The following is a 16698-nucleotide window of genomic DNA, read 5'->3' on the forward strand; positions in this document are numbered from 1 at the left end:
CTAACTTAATTGAAAAAAGATATATTTCAGTTAAATATACTTAGTGTATTATATAGGAGGGACTGAGGAGATGGAATTTGTGCAAGGTTTTGTTAATAATCAAGGGGTAAAAATTCATTATATTGATAATGATTTAATGAATACAAATACAACTCCATTATTAATTTGTCCAGGATTATCAGAATCAGCTGAGGATTATGTTAATCTGATGAGCAGAATTAATAATAGAAGATGTGTAGCATTTTCATTTAGAGGGAGAGGAAAAAGTGGTTCGCCTAAAAGTGGATATACTTTGGAACAACATATTAAAGATATAGATTCAGTAGCAAAGGGATTAGGATTTGATAAATTTTGCATAATGGGAATTTCAAGAGGAGTATCTTATGAATTAGGATATGCAGTTTCTAATTCAGAATCACTTAAAGGTATTATAGTAGATGAATATCCTCCAGAGCATAAAAAGATGCCAAATGGATGGGCGAAGGAATCTATGGATTTTTACGACGAGCATTGTGATTCTATATCTATAACTTATGATGTGTTGAAAGGTATAGAGGATGAATCAGAGCAAATTTATTTCGCAAAAAAATTAGAAAATATTACTTGTCCGGCGTTAATCTTAAAAGGAGAATTAGAGGAGAGTCTTGTAAGTAGTGATGACATAGTAAATTATGTAGATAATCTAGGAAGTAAGAGTATTAGAGTAGAGAAATTTAAGAAGGCTGGGCATGATATACAATTTGGAGATTTTGAAGGATTAGTAAAAGTAATGAATGAATATTTAAAGTCTATAGATTAATAAAAGAAGTATATTTATTAAAATAAAAACCATATTGATGAAATCGTCAATATGGTTTTTATGTTGAAATTAGTTAGTATAAGTTGTATAAATAGCATATTCTTTTAGTTTATGCTAAAATAGCGCACTTGTTGTATGAAAATGTCACATTAAAAATCTTAAAAGAATAATATATTATGGGCACAAAATTTTATGATTTAAAGGAGTGATGACATGGCAACCGTATCCGGCCAAGTTGTTTTTAACAGAGATAGAAGTGCTACTATTAGCGCTGGAGACACAGGAATAGCTAATGTAGCTGTTGTATTACAAAATATAGCAACAGGTGTTAGGCTAGTTGTTCTTACAGATGCTGCAGGAAATTATTCATTTATTAATGTACCAAATGGTAACTATAGAATTGTAGAGGCTTATGGAACTACAGGAGGAGTACCAACACCGGGAAATTTTGCGACAGCAGTATTAGGCCCAATCCCTGTTGCTACAACACCGCCTATTAGTTTTGTTTCAAATCCCCCTACAGGAGCAACAAATTTAGACAATACAGTACCTAATACAATATTAATAACAGTAACAGGTGCTGATATAACAAATCAAAGTATACTAAATGGTGCAGTAATATATACACCAATACAAAATATATTGGATCCATGTGTATCCGTATCAAATATAAACCTTATTACAGATGCAGACAATGGAACATTTGGATTTTTTCCACCAGGTACACAAGCTAATACAGGACCAGCTACCGCACCATATCCAAATGTTACACCAGATTTTACGTACGTAGTACCAGACCCAACTAAGTTTACACCTATAGATGGAGAATATACAGTACAAAATATTATGAATAATGCAATGAGTAATGTTATAGGAGCTTGGTGGCGTATTGCTGATCATACTACGGGCAATGAAACAGGAAGAATGATGGTAGTAAATGGTTTTGAACCAGGGTCTGTATTTTTTAAGTCAACAGTGCCGGTTATACCGGATACTAATTATTTATTTAGTACATGGATTTTAAATCTATTTAAGGTAACAGGCTTTCCACCAGCACAGTTAGGTGTTAGAATACTTGATCAAAACGGTAATATACTGTTTCAACAAACATTAGGAGTTCTAATTCCAGTCAATACAAATGCACCAGAGTGGAAAGAAATAGGGACTGTCATTAATTCTCAAAATAATAATCAACTTACAGTGGAATTTTTCAGTGAAGGTGAAGCTGTTGTTGGTAATGATTATGCTATTGATGATGTTTCTTTAAGGGAAGTCACAGTACCAACATTTACTCCAGTAAAAACAATCAGCACACCAACTGCAAATATAGGCGATATGGTAACATATACAGTCAAATTACCAAATGATTGCAGCAGTTCTTTGACTAATGTATTCTTTAGGGATTCTATTCCAAATGGTTTAGAATTTATACCGGATAGTGTAACAGTTAATCGAGTATCCATGGCAGGGGTAGATCCTAATATAGGTTTCCCACTACCAGATATTGAAGGTGAAACAAGTGCTGAAGTAACTTTTGAGGTTCTAGTTATAAGTATACCTGATCCAAATCCTATTGATAATATAGCAACTATAGATTACTCCTATACACCTGTAGAGGGTGGTATACCAGGAAATTTTTCAGTAGATTCTAATCCAGTTCCTCTTGAAGTAATTACAGCAGATATTGCAGTTGTAAAAACATCTGAGCCAACTATAGTGAATCCAGGAGGAGAGCTAACTTATACTATAGAGGTTGTAAATAATGGACCATTTCCATCTGAAAATGTGGTTTTAACAGATAGTATACCAGCTACTGTTTTAAATCCAGAGTATTCAGTAGATGGAGGGGGAACTTTCCAACCATGGACTGGAAGCCTTAATATAGGAACATTAGGAGTAGGAGATGTAAGAGTTATCCTAATAAGAGGAACAGTAAGCCCTATAGTATTAGGTACTATCACAAATACAGCTATAGTATCCTCGAATACAGCGGATCCAAATCCTAATAATAATATATCTACTGTAGAAACAGAAGTAAGCCCAATAGCAGATCTTTTAGTAATGAAAACAGCAGTACCTAGCTCAGCTGTTCCAGGAACTTTATTAACATATCCAGTTGAGGTAGTAAACCTAGGTCCATCAAGTGCTGAGAACGTAGTGCTAAGTGATAATATACCAGCGACTATTTTAAATCCAGAGTTTTCAGTAGATGGAGGAGTAACGTTTAACCCATGGACTGGTAGTCTTGATATAGGAACACTAGCTGCTGGAGATTCACTAACAATTTTGATACAAGGAACAGTTAGCTTAAATGCTACGGGAGAGATAGTAAACACAGCAACAGTTACTTCATCTACACCAGACCCAGATTTAAGCAACAATGTATCTACTATCATTACACCAATAAACCCACAAGCAGGTATTTCTATTATTAAGATGGCTAATCGTGATATAGCCGTTCCAGGAGAAAAGCTTGTATATAACATTCAAATATTTAACGAAGGTCCATCTAATGCAACAAGCGTAGTTTTAACAGATAATATACCAGCTGTTATTTTAAATCCAGTATTTTCATTAGATGGAGGTATGACATTTAATCCATGGACTGGAACTCTTAATATAGGAATAGTAGCACCAGGGCAACTAATAAGAGTAATTATAAAAGGGTTAGTAAGCCAGGCAGCTACAGGAGTCATAATAAATACGGCTGAAGTAACTGCACTTGTACCAGGGCCAGTTACAGAAGTCTCAACAGTAATAACACCTATTATTCCATCAGCAGATATAGGGGTAACAAAGACTAGCAATACAGATACAGCAGTCCCAGGTGAAGAGTTTAGTTATACTATAGAAGTTACAAATGCAGGCCCATCTGATTCACAAGATGTTACTCTAAGAGATAACATACCAGCTACTATATTAAATCCAGAGTTTTCAGTAGATGGAGGTATAACATTTGAGCCATGGACAGGAAGTCTAAGCTTAGGTACTTTAAACGTAGGAGAGGTAAGAGCTATAATCATAAGAGGTATAGTAAGTCAAACAGCAGTAGGCGTGATTATAAATACAGCAACAGTTACTTCACCTACACCAGATCCAAATCCAGACAATAACACTTCAACTGATGAAACGCCTGTAACTCCTACAGCAGATATTTCTGTAGTAAAGCAAAGTAATGAACCAGTTGCTATGCCAGGAGAGGTATTAAGCTACACTATAGAAGTTGCAAATGCAGGACCAGCTATATCTCAAGGTGTTGTTCTAACAGACAGTATCCCAGCTTCTATATTAAATCCAGAGTTTTCAGTAGATGGAGGAGTAACATTTGAGCCATGGACTGGAAGTCTAAGTATAGGTACTTTGAATGTTGGAGAGGTAAGAGCTATAATCATAAGAGGAACAGTAAACCAAGCAGCAGTAGGTACTATCATAAATACAGCTGTAGTATCTTCAACTACATTAGACCCAAATCCTGATAATAATACGTCTACTGTAGAAGTAGAAGTAAGCCCGATAGCAGACCTTGCAGTGGTAAAAACAGCAGTACCTAACTCAGCAGTTCCAGGGGCATTATTACTGTATCAAATTGAGGTAATAAACTTAGGACCATCAAGTGCTGAGAACGTAGTACTAAGTGATAATGTACCAGCTACTATTTTAAACCCGGTATTCTCAGTAGATGGAGGAGTAACATTTAATCCATGGCCTGGAAGTTTCAATATAGGAACATTAGCTGCTGGAGATTCATTAACAATTTTGATACAAGGAACAGTTAGCTTAGATGCTGTAGGAAATATAGTAAACACAGCAACAGTTACTTCATCTACACCAGACCCTGATTTAAGCAATAACGTATCTACTATTACTACACCAGTTAACCCACAAGCAGGTATTTCTATTACTAAAGTGGCTAATAGTGATATAGCAGTTCCAGGAGAAGAGCTTGTATATAATATTGAAATATTTAACGAAGGTCCATCCAATGCTACAAGTGTAGTTTTAACAGATAATATACCAGCTGCTATTTTAAATCCAGTATTCTCAGTAGATGGAGGGATGACATTTGAGCCATGGACTGGTACTCTAAACATAGGAACAGTAGCACCAGGACAACTAATAAGAGTAATTATAAAAGGATTAGTAAGTCAGGAAGCTACAGGAGTGATAACAAATACAGCTGAAGTAAGTGCACTTGTACCAGAACCAGTTACTGATTCATCAACAGTAACAACACCTATTATTGCATCAGCAGATATAGGTGTAACAAAGACTAGTAATACAGATACTGCAGTACCAGGAGAAGAGTTTAGTTATACAATAGAAGTTACAAATGCAGGACCATCTGCTTCACAGGATGTTACTTTAATAGATAGTATACCAGCTTATATATTAAATCCAGAGTTTTCAGTAGATGGAGGGGTAACATTTGAGCCATGGACTGGAAGCCTAAGCCTAGGTACTTTGAACGTAGGAGAGGTAAGAATTATAATCATAAGAGGTATAGTAAGTCAAACAGCAGTAGGCGTGATTATAAATACAGCAACAGTTACTTCACCTACACCAGATCCAAATCCAGACAATAACACTTCAACTGATGAAACGCCTGTAACTCCTACAGCAGATATTTCTGTAGTAAAGCAAAGTAATGAACCAGTTGCTATGCCAGGAGAGGTATTAAGCTATACTATAGAAGTCGCAAATGCAGGACCAGCTGTCTCTCAAGGTGTTGTTCTAACAGATAGTATACCAGCTTCTATATTAAATCCAGAGTTTTCAGTAGATGGAGGAGTAACATTTAATCCATGGACAGGAAGTCTTAGTATAGGAACATTAGGAGTAGGAGAGATAAGAGTCATAATCATAAGAGGAACAGTAAGCCAAGGAGCAGTAGGTACTATCATAAATACAGCTATAGTATCTTCAACTACATTAGACCCAAATCCGGATAATAATACGTCTACTGTAGAAGTAGAAGTAAGCCCGATAGCAGACCTTGCAGTGGTAAAAACAGCAGTACCTAACTCAGCTGTTCCAGGAACTGTATTAACATACACAATTGAGGTCGTAAACTTAGGACCATCAAGTTCAGAGAATGTAGTGTTAAGTGATAATATACCAGCTACTATATTAAATCCAGAGTTTTCAGTAGATGGAGGAGCAACATTTAATCCATGGACTGGTAGTCTTAATATAGGAACATTAGTTGCAGGAGAATCAATAACTATTGTAATAAGAGGAACAGTTAGCTTAAGTGCTACGGGAATTATAGTAAATACAGCAACAGTTACTTCATCTACACCAGACCCTGATTTAAGCAATAACGTATCTACTATTACTACACCAGTTAACCCACAGGCAGGTATTTCTATTACTAAAGTGGCTAATAGTGATATAGCAGTACCAGGAGAAGAGCTTGTATATAATATTGAAATATTTAATGAAGGGCCATCTAATGCAACAAGCGTAGTTTTAACAGATAATATACCAGCTGTTATTTTAAATCCAGTGTTCTCAGTAGATGGAGGAGTAACATTTGAGCCATGGACAGGAAGTCTTAATATAGGAACAGTAGCACCAGGTCAACTAATAAGAGTAATTATAAAAGGATTAGTAAATCAGGCAGCTACAGGAGTAATAATAAATACGGCCGAAGTAAGTGCACTTGTACCAGAACCAGTTATTGAGTCATCAACAGTAACGACACCTATTATTCCATCAGCAGATATAGGTGTTGTAAAGACTAGTAATACAGCTACTGCAGTACCAGGAGAAGAATTTAGTTATACAATAGTAGTTACAAATGCAGGACCATCTGCTTCACAGGATGTTACTTTAATAGATATTATACCAGATTCTATATTAAATCCAGAGTTTTCAGTAGATGGAGGGGTAACATTTGAGCCATGGACTGGAAGTCTAAGCTTAGGTACTTTGAACGTAGGAGAGGTAAGAATTATAATCATAAGAGGAATAGTAAGTCAATCAGCAGTAGGTGTAATTATAAATACAGCAATGGTTACTTCACCTACACCAGATCCAAATCCAAACAATAACACTTCAACTGATGAAACCAATGTAACTCCATCAGCAGATGTATTTGTACTAAAAGAAAGTAGTGATAGATTCGCCGTACCAGGAGAAGTTTTAAACTATAGGATAGAAGTTGCAAACGCAGGTCCATCTGTAGCTCAAAGTGTAGTTCTAACAGATAGTATACCAGCTTCTATATTAAATCCAGAGTACTCAGTAGATGGAGGAGTGACATTTAATCCATGGACAGGAAGCCTTAATATAGGAACATTAGGAGTAGGAGCGATAAGATTTATTATAATAAGAGGAACAGTAAGCCCAGCAGCAACAGGTGTAATCATAAATACAGCAGTTGTCAGCTCACCTACACCAGATCCAAATCCAGATAATAATACTTCAACATTGGATATAGAGGTAGTTCCATCAGCAGATATTTCTGTAGTTAAGAGAAGTAATGATGAAGTTGCCGTACCAGGAGAGGTGCTAAGTTTTAACATTGAGATTGCAAATGCAGGTCCATCTGACTCTCAGAGTGTAGTTCTAACAGATGATATACCAGCTTCTATATTAAACCCAGAGTACTCATTAGATGGAGGAGTAACATTTAATCCATGGACAGGAAGTATTAATATAGGAACATTAGGAGCAGGAGAGGTAAGAGTTGTTGTAATAAGAGGAACAGTAAGTCAATCAGCAGTAGGTGTGATTATAAATACAGCTATGGTAAGTTCACCTACACCAGATCCAAATCCAGACAATAATACTTCAACAGTAGAAATAGAAGTAGAGGCAAATGAAACAGCAGATATTTCTGTATTAAAATTTGCAAATAAGAGAAAGGCTTGTATAGGAGAAACAATAGAATTTACAATAATAGTATCGAATAGAGGTCCATCAGATGCTCAAAATGTTGTTTTAATAGATAATGTTGCAAATAGTCTTGCAAGAGTAAAATTTTCAGTAGATGGAGGTATTACATTTGAGCCATGGACTGGAAGTCTTGATATAGGAACATTGCCGGCATTAACTTCAAGAGTTATTATCTTAATAGGTATCATAAAGCCAACATGTATTTGTATACTAAGAAATATTGCAGAGGTTACTTCAACAACACCAGATCCAAACCCTAACAATAATATAGCAAAGGCTAAAGTTGAAATTAAGCAATGTTGCTGTAGTAAATGCTGTTGTAAGAAGTGTTGTTGCAATGATTGCTGTTGTAAGAAATGTTGTTGCAATGATTGTTGTTGCAAAAACCATTGTCATAATGACTTTGGGTGCTAATCCAATATAATAACTTTGTGTACCTGAAGTAGGATCAAGATAAAAATAAATTTGCATATGAGGAAATAAACTTAGACTAAGAATTGTTTTTTTATTATATAAGGACCATATTCGTTATACTAGTACCAGTATATTAATACGAAATGGTCCTTTTATATATATATATTCACTAAAGAGTTCACAACATCTACTTCTACATACAGCACCATAAGCGGAGATATCTTTAAGTTTTATCTTCGGATTCAATTTCTTTATTTAAAAAATAGGAAATAACAGTCCTAATTATAACTATAGCGGATAAGCTAAGTATGTGATTTAGACTAGGATCTAAAATAGACTCTATAATATCTGCGCATATTAGTACCTCAAGGCTAAATAATATATAAATACCTAAAAAGTTTTTAAGCATAAGAACTTTCTGAGTAGCTAAGCTTCTCTTCTTACATGTAAGCTCAGCTTTTATAAAGCCTACAAACTGTATCATTACACCATAAATTATTATTATTATAGATAACCATTCTAATATAGTAACTAAAGCCTGCAAAATACCTTTAAACTCCAAAAGAATCATCCCTTATATTTAGTGTTATTAGTAGTATGAGCTATATAACAATATAATATTATTAAATAAAATTTAAATAGGCTATAAGCTTTGCAAATTATTACATGGCTCAAAACACCTATCTTAGATTTAAATCTTGATAGATATTTTAATTACGTAATTTTCATATCCTTCTACTGATAAATCATCTAAAATTATATCTTCAAAAAAATATCCCCTCAAATTTAAGTTATTATTTTTTGCAAAACTAAGAATATTTTTATAGGTATCATCAATAGTATGATATCCAAGAGCATGATAAGCTGTAATATAATGTCCAGCAGGCTTTATATAATAATCAGTATCTTTATCAGGAGTAATGATTTTGGTAAAAAAGTATTGATAGTCAGAGTAACTATCTTTTAAGATACTCTCTACATCTATCATATTTCCTATTGAATAAGGCTGTACGATATTGTTATTAGTACAATTATTAATATGATTTCCAATCCCATTGGCAATTTTTTTATTATTATCTGAAAGTGATGGTTTTGTTATAAATAAAACTTCTTCCTTTTCTTTTGTAATATTAATTTTACTACTATCAATAGATATTATAGACTTAGTTAATTTAGATTTTTGAGATATAAAATTCTTCATCCTAATTAATTTATCAATTTTATTATCTATTTCTCTTTCCTTTAAATCAAGAAGAGATACTAATTTATTTGGATCACGATTATCTAAATATAATTTTATTTCTTTCAAGGTCATATCTAATTCTTTTAGTGTACAAATCACAAGAAATATTTCTATTTGAGTAGCTGAATAATATCGATATTGATTATCAAGTTTTATTTCAGGTGAAAATATTCCCATTTTGTCATAGTAAAATAATGTATGCTTTGTAACTCCAACTAGCTTTGCAAATTCACTAGTTGTGAAGTAATTTTGCTCATTTATATTATTCATAAAACCTCCTTGACTATAGTGTAACACTATACCCTAATATATATAATAAATCAAGTCATAATAATGATAGGATATAAATAGATACAAGGAGAATTTTTAATATGAATAATACAAAACAAAATAATATTTTAGTTGAGAGTGAATTTGCACCTTTAAAAAAAGTAGTATTAGCACAATCTGAATTTATGTTTGCGGAAAGTGACAATTTTATGGATTCAGATTTTTTAACTGAAGAAAGTTTAGATTTATATAAGGATGTTTATGGCAAAAACTTTGCAGAAGTATTTCCTAAGGAGCAAATAGAATGGGAGCAAGAAAGAGAAAATTTAAAAAATGTGTTAGAAAAATATAATGTTGAAGTAGTAAAGCCTCGTTTACTTACAGACTATGAAAAGCAAATTGAAAAAGAGGCTGGATGTTGTAATTTCTTTATTAGAGATCCATTTTTCACTATTGGGAATTTAGTTATAGAAGGGTCTTTACGTTTTACTCACAGAAGAAATGAGATACTTCCAGCTAGAGATATTTTAGTGAAAGAATCAAATGAAAATAATTGTTTATACTTATCAATACCTAAGCCAGATATTTCTGATGGAAAAGAATCAGAGGAAGGACCTTTTTTAGAGGGTGGAGATATACTTGTTTTAGATAAGACTGTTTTTGTAGGAACATCTGGCTTAGCATCTAACAAAAATGGTATAAACTGGCTAAGAAATTTATTATCTAATTTTGGATATAAGGTTGTAGAAGTACCTCTTCATCCAAAAATATTACACTTAGACTGTGCTATCAGTTTTGTTAGAAGAGGGTTAATGATAGTTTGTGAAGAGGCATTCTTAAATGGTATTCCAAAAGAACTTAGTGACTGGGAAAAGATAAATGTAACTCTTGAAGATTCATCTGATCTGGCGGTCAATGGTCTTCCTATAAATGAAAATGTATACATTACAGATTCAAAGTTTAAATTTATTGGTGAGCAATTAGAAGAAAAGGGGATTAGGGTAGAGTATATTGATTTTAAGGTTTCTAGAAGTTTTGGTGGATCATTTAGATGTAGTACCCAACCACTATTAAGAAAAAATAATTTATAGTAGTGATATTATATTAGATTTACTTATTAATAATGAAAGTCCAGCAAATTAAGTTGTTGGACTTTTTATTGTATTGATATATTATATATAATAACTTATAGTGTATATAATTTAATATTTAACCATGGCTATAAATTAAGAAGAAAGGTTGTTTTTATATTACACAGATAAATTGTAGTTTAGAAGGGGGAATAGAGTGAATAAATTTGATAAGATAGAAAATGATAAAACAATAATTGAAGTTTATAATAAAATATCTGAATTTGAAGATTTAGATAAAGGGTGGGCACATCACAATTTAGACCATGTTAAAAATGTTTCAAAATTAGTTGAATCCTTATTGAAAAGATTAGATTATGACGAGAGCTTTATAGAAGAAGCAAAAATAGCAGCCTTATTACATGATGCTGGTGCAATAGAAGGAAAACAGAATCATTCGTTAAGAAGCTATAAATTTGCAAAAGAATATTTTAAAAACAATAATATTATATTAGAAAATGAGGATTTAGTATTAGAGGCAATAAAGATACATAGTGACGGATTTGATAGTGATAATATTATTGCGCTTACATTGATTCTAAGCGATAAATTGGATATAAAACATACTAGAGTGGCAAAAGAAGGATACAATGTAGATGGAATGAGGGAGTTACAATACATTAAAGATATATTAGTTGATATTTGTAATAATAATTTAGAAATCAAATTTATTTGTGATGATAAAATTAATAAAAATGAATTGGAAGAATTCTATTTTATTACAAAAGTTTTTATGGCAATAATAAGTTTTTCGAAAAAAATGAATTTAAATCCAAAAGTATACTTTAACAATTACGAGTGGAAGTTGTTTAATAATATGTTAGAAAATATATGATACTATTTAACAAAGACTTGCTGATAAACAAGGCATGAAAATAATAAGGGGGATTTTTTATGTAAATCCATACATAGAGTCTACACGTGCTGAGTTATATGCAGTGCTTCGTGAGCATGCAATACAAAATAGATTTGCAGATATAAATGAGCTACCTGGATTTAATTAATAAATTAGTAGGTAATACTTGTTAAAAAAAGAGAGCATTAAAATTAGTGCTTTCTTTTTATATTCTAGGATACATGTTAGGTTGTAAATTTTGTAATAATTCATTTTGTAGATAGCAAAGTTTTTACAGAAATAATCTTGATAAACCTCAAAAATGATACTTAAGTTATAATATTAAGTGTAAAATAGTCTTAGGAGGAATTCTTAAATGATAAAAATAGAAAGTTTAAATAATATTAATAAAGATGACATGAATAATATACTAGATGTATGGGAGTCATCAGTAAGAGCAACACATACTTTTTTAAGTGAGAGTGATGTAAAATCAATAAAACCTCAAGTTATAGAAGGTGCTAATTATGTTAGCAATTTTCTATGTGTAAGAAATGAAGAAGGTACTATAAAAGCTTTTATGGGAGTACATGATAGTAAGATAGAAATGCTATTTGTAAGTAATGATAGTAGAGGTAAGGGGATAGGTAAAAAACTTATAGATTATGCGATAAATAATTTGGATATAAAATATGTAGATGTAAATGAACAGAATATACAAGGCGTAGGATTTTATGAACATATGGGATTTGCTACATTTAAGAGATCAGAACTTGATGATCAAGGCAATCCATTCCCTATACTACACATGAAATTATAATAAACTTTTTATATCCCTAAAAAATAATTAAAGGTAAGTTACATTATTCTATTGAATAATAAAAGGTTGGAGTTTATTTTGTATGGGTAAAATAAAAATTCATACTAGATAAATATAATCTAGATTATATAAAAAAAATATTATAGGCATACTGTTTTTATAAACTTAAAACATAAATATTTCATTAGAAAGGAGGATATATATGAAAGAAAATAAAAGTAACATAAAAATAATAATTGAATTTACATATGGGCTAAAAAGATACTTTCTTATAGCGGCAATAATAACTATTTTAGGAATTGGATTTAACTATATTACTCCACAAGTAATAAGAGTTACAGTAGATTCAATAATTGGGGATGCGCCATTAAACATAATAGATAATATAGGTGGTAGGGAATTTTTAAGACAAAACCTGTACATACCAGCAATAATAGGGGTAGTATTTTCAATTTTATCTGGAATATGTAACTACTTTTACAAGGTATATATGGCAAAAGCGTCAGATGGTACTATAAAAAACTTAAGAGATAAATTATACAGCCATATTAGTAGGCTTCCATTTAGCTGGCACATGAAAAATCCAACAGGAGACATAATCCAAAGATGTACTTCTGATATGGAAGTAGTAAAAAGCTTTTTAGGAATTCAATTATTGGAATTTATCAGAATAATATTTCTAATACTAATTTCACTTACACTAATGTTTTCTATGAATGTAAAGCTATCTTTAATAGCAGTAGCTTTTATATTAATGGTAATCATTTACTCTGTAATATTTTATAGTCTTATACAAAAAAGGTTTAAGGCTGCAGATGAAGCAGAAGGAGAATTATCATCTCTTGTACAAGAAAATTTTACAGGAGTAAGGGTTGTAAGAGCCTTTGGTAGGCAATCTTATGAAATTGAAAGATTTGATGAAAAAAATATAGGATTTTCAAGACTATGGGTTAAGCTTGGACGCGTACTTAGTTTGTATTGGGGCATAGGAGATTTATTTTCAGGTCTTCAAGTAATGTTTATAGTAGTATTTGGATGCTTTGAAACAGTGTCAGGAGCTTTGACACTAGGAGAACTTTTAGCATTTATATTCTATAATTCAATGCTAGTGTGGCCAGTAAGATCTCTTGGAAGAATTATTTCAGAAATGGGTAAAGCAGGAGTATCTATAAATCGTATTAAAGAAATACTAGATGCTAAAGAAGAGATAGATAGTGAAGATGCTACTACTCCAGATATGAAGGGTGATATTGAATTTAAAAATGTAAAATTTGATTACTATGGAACCAAACCTGTACTTAAAGACGCTTCATTTAAAATACAAAAAGGAAGTACATTTGGGATTTTAGGTGGTACTGGTTCTGGAAAATCTACAATAGTACATTTGTTAAATAGACTATATAACCTAGATGAAAATAGTGGTGAAATACTAATAAATGGAGTAAATATAAACAATATAAAACTTGATTATTTAAGACATAACATAGGAGTAGTACTACAAGAGCCTTTCTTATTTTCAAAAACTATAAAACAAAATATAAATATAGCATCGAATATAGATGCAGATGAGAACTTTGAATCTATAAAAGATGTTTCTACAGTTGCCAGTGTTCATGAAAATATACTAGGCTTTAGTAGGGGATATGACACTATAGTAGGTGAAAGAGGAGTTACTTTATCTGGTGGACAAAAGCAAAGAGTAGCTATAGCTAGAACATTGATTAAAAATAGTCCAATAATAGTATTTGATGATTCATTATCAGCAGTAGACACAGAAACAGATGCAAAAATCAGACATGAGCTAAAAACTCATGTAAAAGATAGTACAGTAATAATAATATCACATCGTATAACTACACTTATGCACTGTGATTATATTATAGTTTTAGATGATGGAAAAATAATAGAAAGAGGTAATCACGATTCACTAATAAAAACAAATGGAATATATAAAAAGGTTTACGACATGCAATCAAGCGTAGAAGACGAAATAACAGACACCTTAAATGAAATAAAGGGTGGTGATAAATAATGAATTTTGAGGAAGAAGAATATAAAAGAAGCTTTTCTATAAAGGTATGGGCAAAGCTAAAACCATTTTTAAAAAAATATAAACTACATCTTATATGTGCCATAGCTGCAAACTTATTTGTTGCTTTTGTAGATGTAATGTTTCCTATTTTTCAGAAGTACGCTATAGATAATTTTATAGCTCCTATGAGTACAGATGGGATAGATAAGTTTATAATTGTATATGTATTAGCCATAGTTTTACAAGTAATATTTGTAGTAATATTTACAAGATTTTCAATATACTTAGAAATGAATATAGGTAAAGATTTAAAAAGAGCTACATTTATGCATCTACAAAAGCTATCATTTTCATACTATAACACTACACCAGTAGGATATATAATGGCTAGAGTAATGAGTGATACCAATAAAATTGGATCAATGATAGGATGGGGATTGGTTGATTTATTTTGGTCTGTTACATATGTATTAGGAGTATTTATAGCAATGTTTATGCTAAATGCAAAGCTGGCTATGTATGTAATAGTAATAGTACCGTTTATAGCAATACTTACAGTATATTTCCAAAATAAAATATTAAATGTAAATAGAGATGTAAGAAAAATAAACTCAAAAATAACAGGAGCATTCAACGAAGGTATAACAGGTTCTATTACTTCTAAAACACTTGTAATAGAAGATAAAAATTTAGAAGAGTTTTCTAAAATAACAGATAAAATGTATAAAACAAGTATAAGAGCTACAAGATTAAATGCTATATATATGCCAATAATACTATTTTTCAGTTCTTTAGCTGTAGCTTTTGTCCTTGCAAAAGGTGGAAACTTAGTAATTGATGATTTGATGGCAATAGGTACACTATCGGCATTTATATCTTATGCAATAAGCATATTTGAACCAATTCAGCAATTAGCTAAAAACATATCAGAATTTATATCTACTCAAGCCAATATAGAGAGAGTTTTTGGATTATTAGAAAAAACTCCAGATATAGTGGATAGCAAAGAAGTAATACAAAAGTATGGAGATTCATTTTCTCCTAAAAAAGAGAATTGGGAAGATATTAAAGGTGATATAGAGTTTAAAGACATATATTTCAAATATCCTGATGGAGATGAATATATCTATGAAAACTTTAATTTTAAAATACCAGCAGGAACTACAGTAGCACTTGTTGGAGAAACTGGTGCAGGAAAAAGTACTTTAGTAAACTTAGCGTGTAGATTCTTTGAGCCTACCAAAGGAAATGTATTAATAGATGGACGTGATTATAGAGAAAGATCTCAGTTATGGTTACACAATAACATTGGTTATGTACTTCAAAATCCACATTTATTCTCAGGAACTATAAGAGAAAATCTACGCTATGGAAGGCTTGATGCAACAGATGAAGAAGTTGAAGAAGCAGCTAAAATAGTATCAGCTCACAAGGTAATTATGAACATGAAAGAAGGTTATGATAGTCAGGTAGGAGAAGGTGGATCTAATTTATCTACAGGTGAAAAGCAGCTGATATCTTTTGCTAGAGCAGTGCTTGCAAATCCTAGGATATTTGTACTTGATGAAGCTACTTCATCTATAGACACTGAAACAGAACAAATTATTCAAAATGCTATTTCTCATTTACTTAAGGATAGAACATCTTTCTTAGTTGCTCATAGATTGTCTACTATAAGAAAAGCAGATATTATATTGGTTGTTAGAAATGGTAGAATAGTTGAAAAAGGAAGCCATAAAGAGTTGTTAAAGCAAAAAGGATATTATCATTCCCTATATGTGAAGCAGTTTGAAGAAGAAGTTGGAGAAAATGTATTTGGGAATAAGTAAAATAACCCCTTAGATTAGCACCACATGGAATTTATCCATTTACTAATCTAAGGGGTTAAATTAAATCTCAGACTATAAAACTACTTCTTAGAATGAGAAATATTATAAGATAAATTATCTATGCTAGATGTGAGGCTAGCTAGCTTTCCTTCAATTCTAATCAACAAATACATTGATATAGCAATGGGAAATCCAACGTTGGCAATCAAAGTCTGCATATTATCCAAGAAAATCCCTCCTATACTTCTAAATCGTAATCAGTAGTGTCAGTCTTAACAACTCTAGCTTCTAGGGCTTCAACTAACTCAGATCCATTTGGAGCAAATATGTTATTAGTTACAATAACCTCCATAGCATCTTTTATCTCTTGTTCAGTTACATCACTTCTAGGATCAGCAACAGTTAAAGATACTTTATTTCCAGCAG

Annotated in this window: 12 protein-coding genes; 8 read left to right on the forward strand and 4 right to left on the reverse strand. The window is 31.7% G+C overall.

Annotation, left to right across the window (positions count from 1 at the left end; genetic code table 11):
* Nucleotides 1-70 precede the first annotated feature (70 nt).
* Nucleotides 71-799, forward strand: coding sequence for an alpha/beta fold hydrolase (locus tag CHL78_RS12985; protein WP_094368117.1), 729 nt, complete (start codon nt 71-73; stop codon nt 797-799).
* Between the two features lie 213 nt (nt 800-1012).
* Entirely contained in the window at nt 1013-8113 is a 7101-nt protein-coding gene (locus CHL78_RS12990) for a DUF11 domain-containing protein (RefSeq protein WP_116041498.1), read from the forward strand.
* 223 nt (nt 8114-8336) lie between these two features.
* Here the strand turns inward: CHL78_RS12990 and CHL78_RS12995 are convergent, their stop codons facing one another.
* Together CHL78_RS12995 and CHL78_RS13000 are read right to left on the reverse strand one after the other, a co-directional pair.
* Entirely contained in the window at nt 8337-8675 is a 339-nt protein-coding gene (locus CHL78_RS12995; RefSeq protein ID WP_330408631.1) for a DUF1622 domain-containing protein, read from the reverse strand.
* A gap of 129 nt (nt 8676-8804) precedes the next feature.
* The gene (locus CHL78_RS13000; protein WP_094368120.1) at nt 8805-9626 is read right to left on the reverse strand and encodes a MerR family transcriptional regulator; all 822 of its coding nucleotides are present in this window, start codon (nt 9624-9626) and stop codon (nt 8805-8807) included.
* Nucleotides 9627-9727: 101 nt separating this feature from the next.
* Here CHL78_RS13000 and CHL78_RS13005 point away from each other — a divergent pair, with 101 nt between their 5' ends.
* The 6 genes from CHL78_RS13005 to CHL78_RS13025 all read left to right on the forward strand — a co-directional run bounded on the left by CHL78_RS13005 (nt 9728) and on the right by CHL78_RS13025 (nt 16272).
* A complete protein-coding gene (locus CHL78_RS13005; protein ID WP_094368121.1) occupies nt 9728-10717 on the forward strand; it encodes a dimethylarginine dimethylaminohydrolase family protein in 990 nt (329 codons plus the stop codon).
* A gap of 196 nt (nt 10718-10913) precedes the next feature.
* Entirely contained in the window at nt 10914-11591 is a 678-nt protein-coding gene (locus CHL78_RS13010; protein ID WP_094368122.1) for an HD domain-containing protein, read from the forward strand.
* Between the two features lie 34 nt (nt 11592-11625).
* Nucleotides 11626-11760 carry a hypothetical protein gene (locus CHL78_RS21360; protein WP_274541855.1) on the forward strand — a complete coding sequence of 45 codons (135 nt, stop codon included), beginning with the start codon at nt 11626-11628 and terminating at the stop codon, nt 11758-11760.
* A gap of 207 nt (nt 11761-11967) precedes the next feature.
* Nucleotides 11968-12411: a GNAT family N-acetyltransferase gene (locus tag CHL78_RS13015; protein ID WP_094368123.1), complete on the forward strand. Its 444-nt coding sequence runs from the start codon at nt 11968-11970 to the stop codon at nt 12409-12411.
* A gap of 202 nt (nt 12412-12613) precedes the next feature.
* Nucleotides 12614-14443, forward strand: coding sequence for an ABC transporter ATP-binding protein (locus tag CHL78_RS13020; protein ID WP_094368124.1), 1830 nt, complete (start codon nt 12614-12616; stop codon nt 14441-14443).
* Complete coding sequence (locus CHL78_RS13025; RefSeq protein ID WP_330408632.1) at nt 14443-16272, forward strand: ABC transporter ATP-binding protein; 1830 nt, start codon at nt 14443-14445, stop codon at nt 16270-16272. Before CHL78_RS13020 ends, CHL78_RS13025 begins: the two co-directional genes overlap by 1 nt.
* An 80-nt stretch (nt 16273-16352) precedes the next feature.
* Here CHL78_RS13025 and CHL78_RS21510 read toward each other — a convergent pair whose 3' ends face one another.
* Nucleotides 16353-16490: a YvrJ family protein gene (locus tag CHL78_RS21510; RefSeq protein WP_199534050.1), complete on the reverse strand. Its 138-nt coding sequence runs from the start codon at nt 16488-16490 to the stop codon at nt 16353-16355.
* Nucleotides 16491-16510: 20 nt separating this feature from the next.
* On the reverse strand, nt 16511-16698 hold a 188-nt coding region (locus CHL78_RS13035; RefSeq protein ID WP_147295823.1), incomplete at its 5' end, for a DUF2922 domain-containing protein.

This window comes from Romboutsia weinsteinii (assembly GCF_002250835.2).
Lineage (GTDB): Bacteria > Bacillota > Clostridia > Peptostreptococcales > Peptostreptococcaceae > Romboutsia_A > Romboutsia_A weinsteinii.

Excerpts from the sequence above, each read along its gene's own strand:
- CHL78_RS12985 (WP_094368117.1), top strand. The coding sequence starts at position 71 with ATGGAATTTGTGCAAGGTTTTGTTAATAATCAAGGGGTAAAAATTCAT.
- CHL78_RS12990 (WP_116041498.1), top strand. The coding sequence starts at position 1,013 with ATGGCAACCGTATCCGGCCAAGTTGTTTTTAACAGAGATAGAAGTGCT.
- CHL78_RS13000 (WP_094368120.1), bottom strand. The coding sequence starts at position 9,626 with ATGAATAATATAAATGAGCAAAATTACTTCACAACTAGTGAATTTGCA.
- CHL78_RS13005 (WP_094368121.1), top strand. The coding sequence starts at position 9,728 with ATGAATAATACAAAACAAAATAATATTTTAGTTGAGAGTGAATTTGCA.
- CHL78_RS21360 (WP_274541855.1), top strand. The coding sequence starts at position 11,626 with ATGAAAATAATAAGGGGGATTTTTTATGTAAATCCATACATAGAGTCT.
- CHL78_RS13015 (WP_094368123.1), top strand. The coding sequence starts at position 11,968 with ATGATAAAAATAGAAAGTTTAAATAATATTAATAAAGATGACATGAAT.
- CHL78_RS13020 (WP_094368124.1), top strand. The coding sequence starts at position 12,614 with ATGAAAGAAAATAAAAGTAACATAAAAATAATAATTGAATTTACATAT.
- CHL78_RS13025 (WP_330408632.1), top strand. The coding sequence starts at position 14,443 with ATGAATTTTGAGGAAGAAGAATATAAAAGAAGCTTTTCTATAAAGGTA.
- CHL78_RS21510 (WP_199534050.1), bottom strand. The coding sequence starts at position 16,490 with ATGCAGACTTTGATTGCCAACGTTGGATTTCCCATTGCTATATCAATG.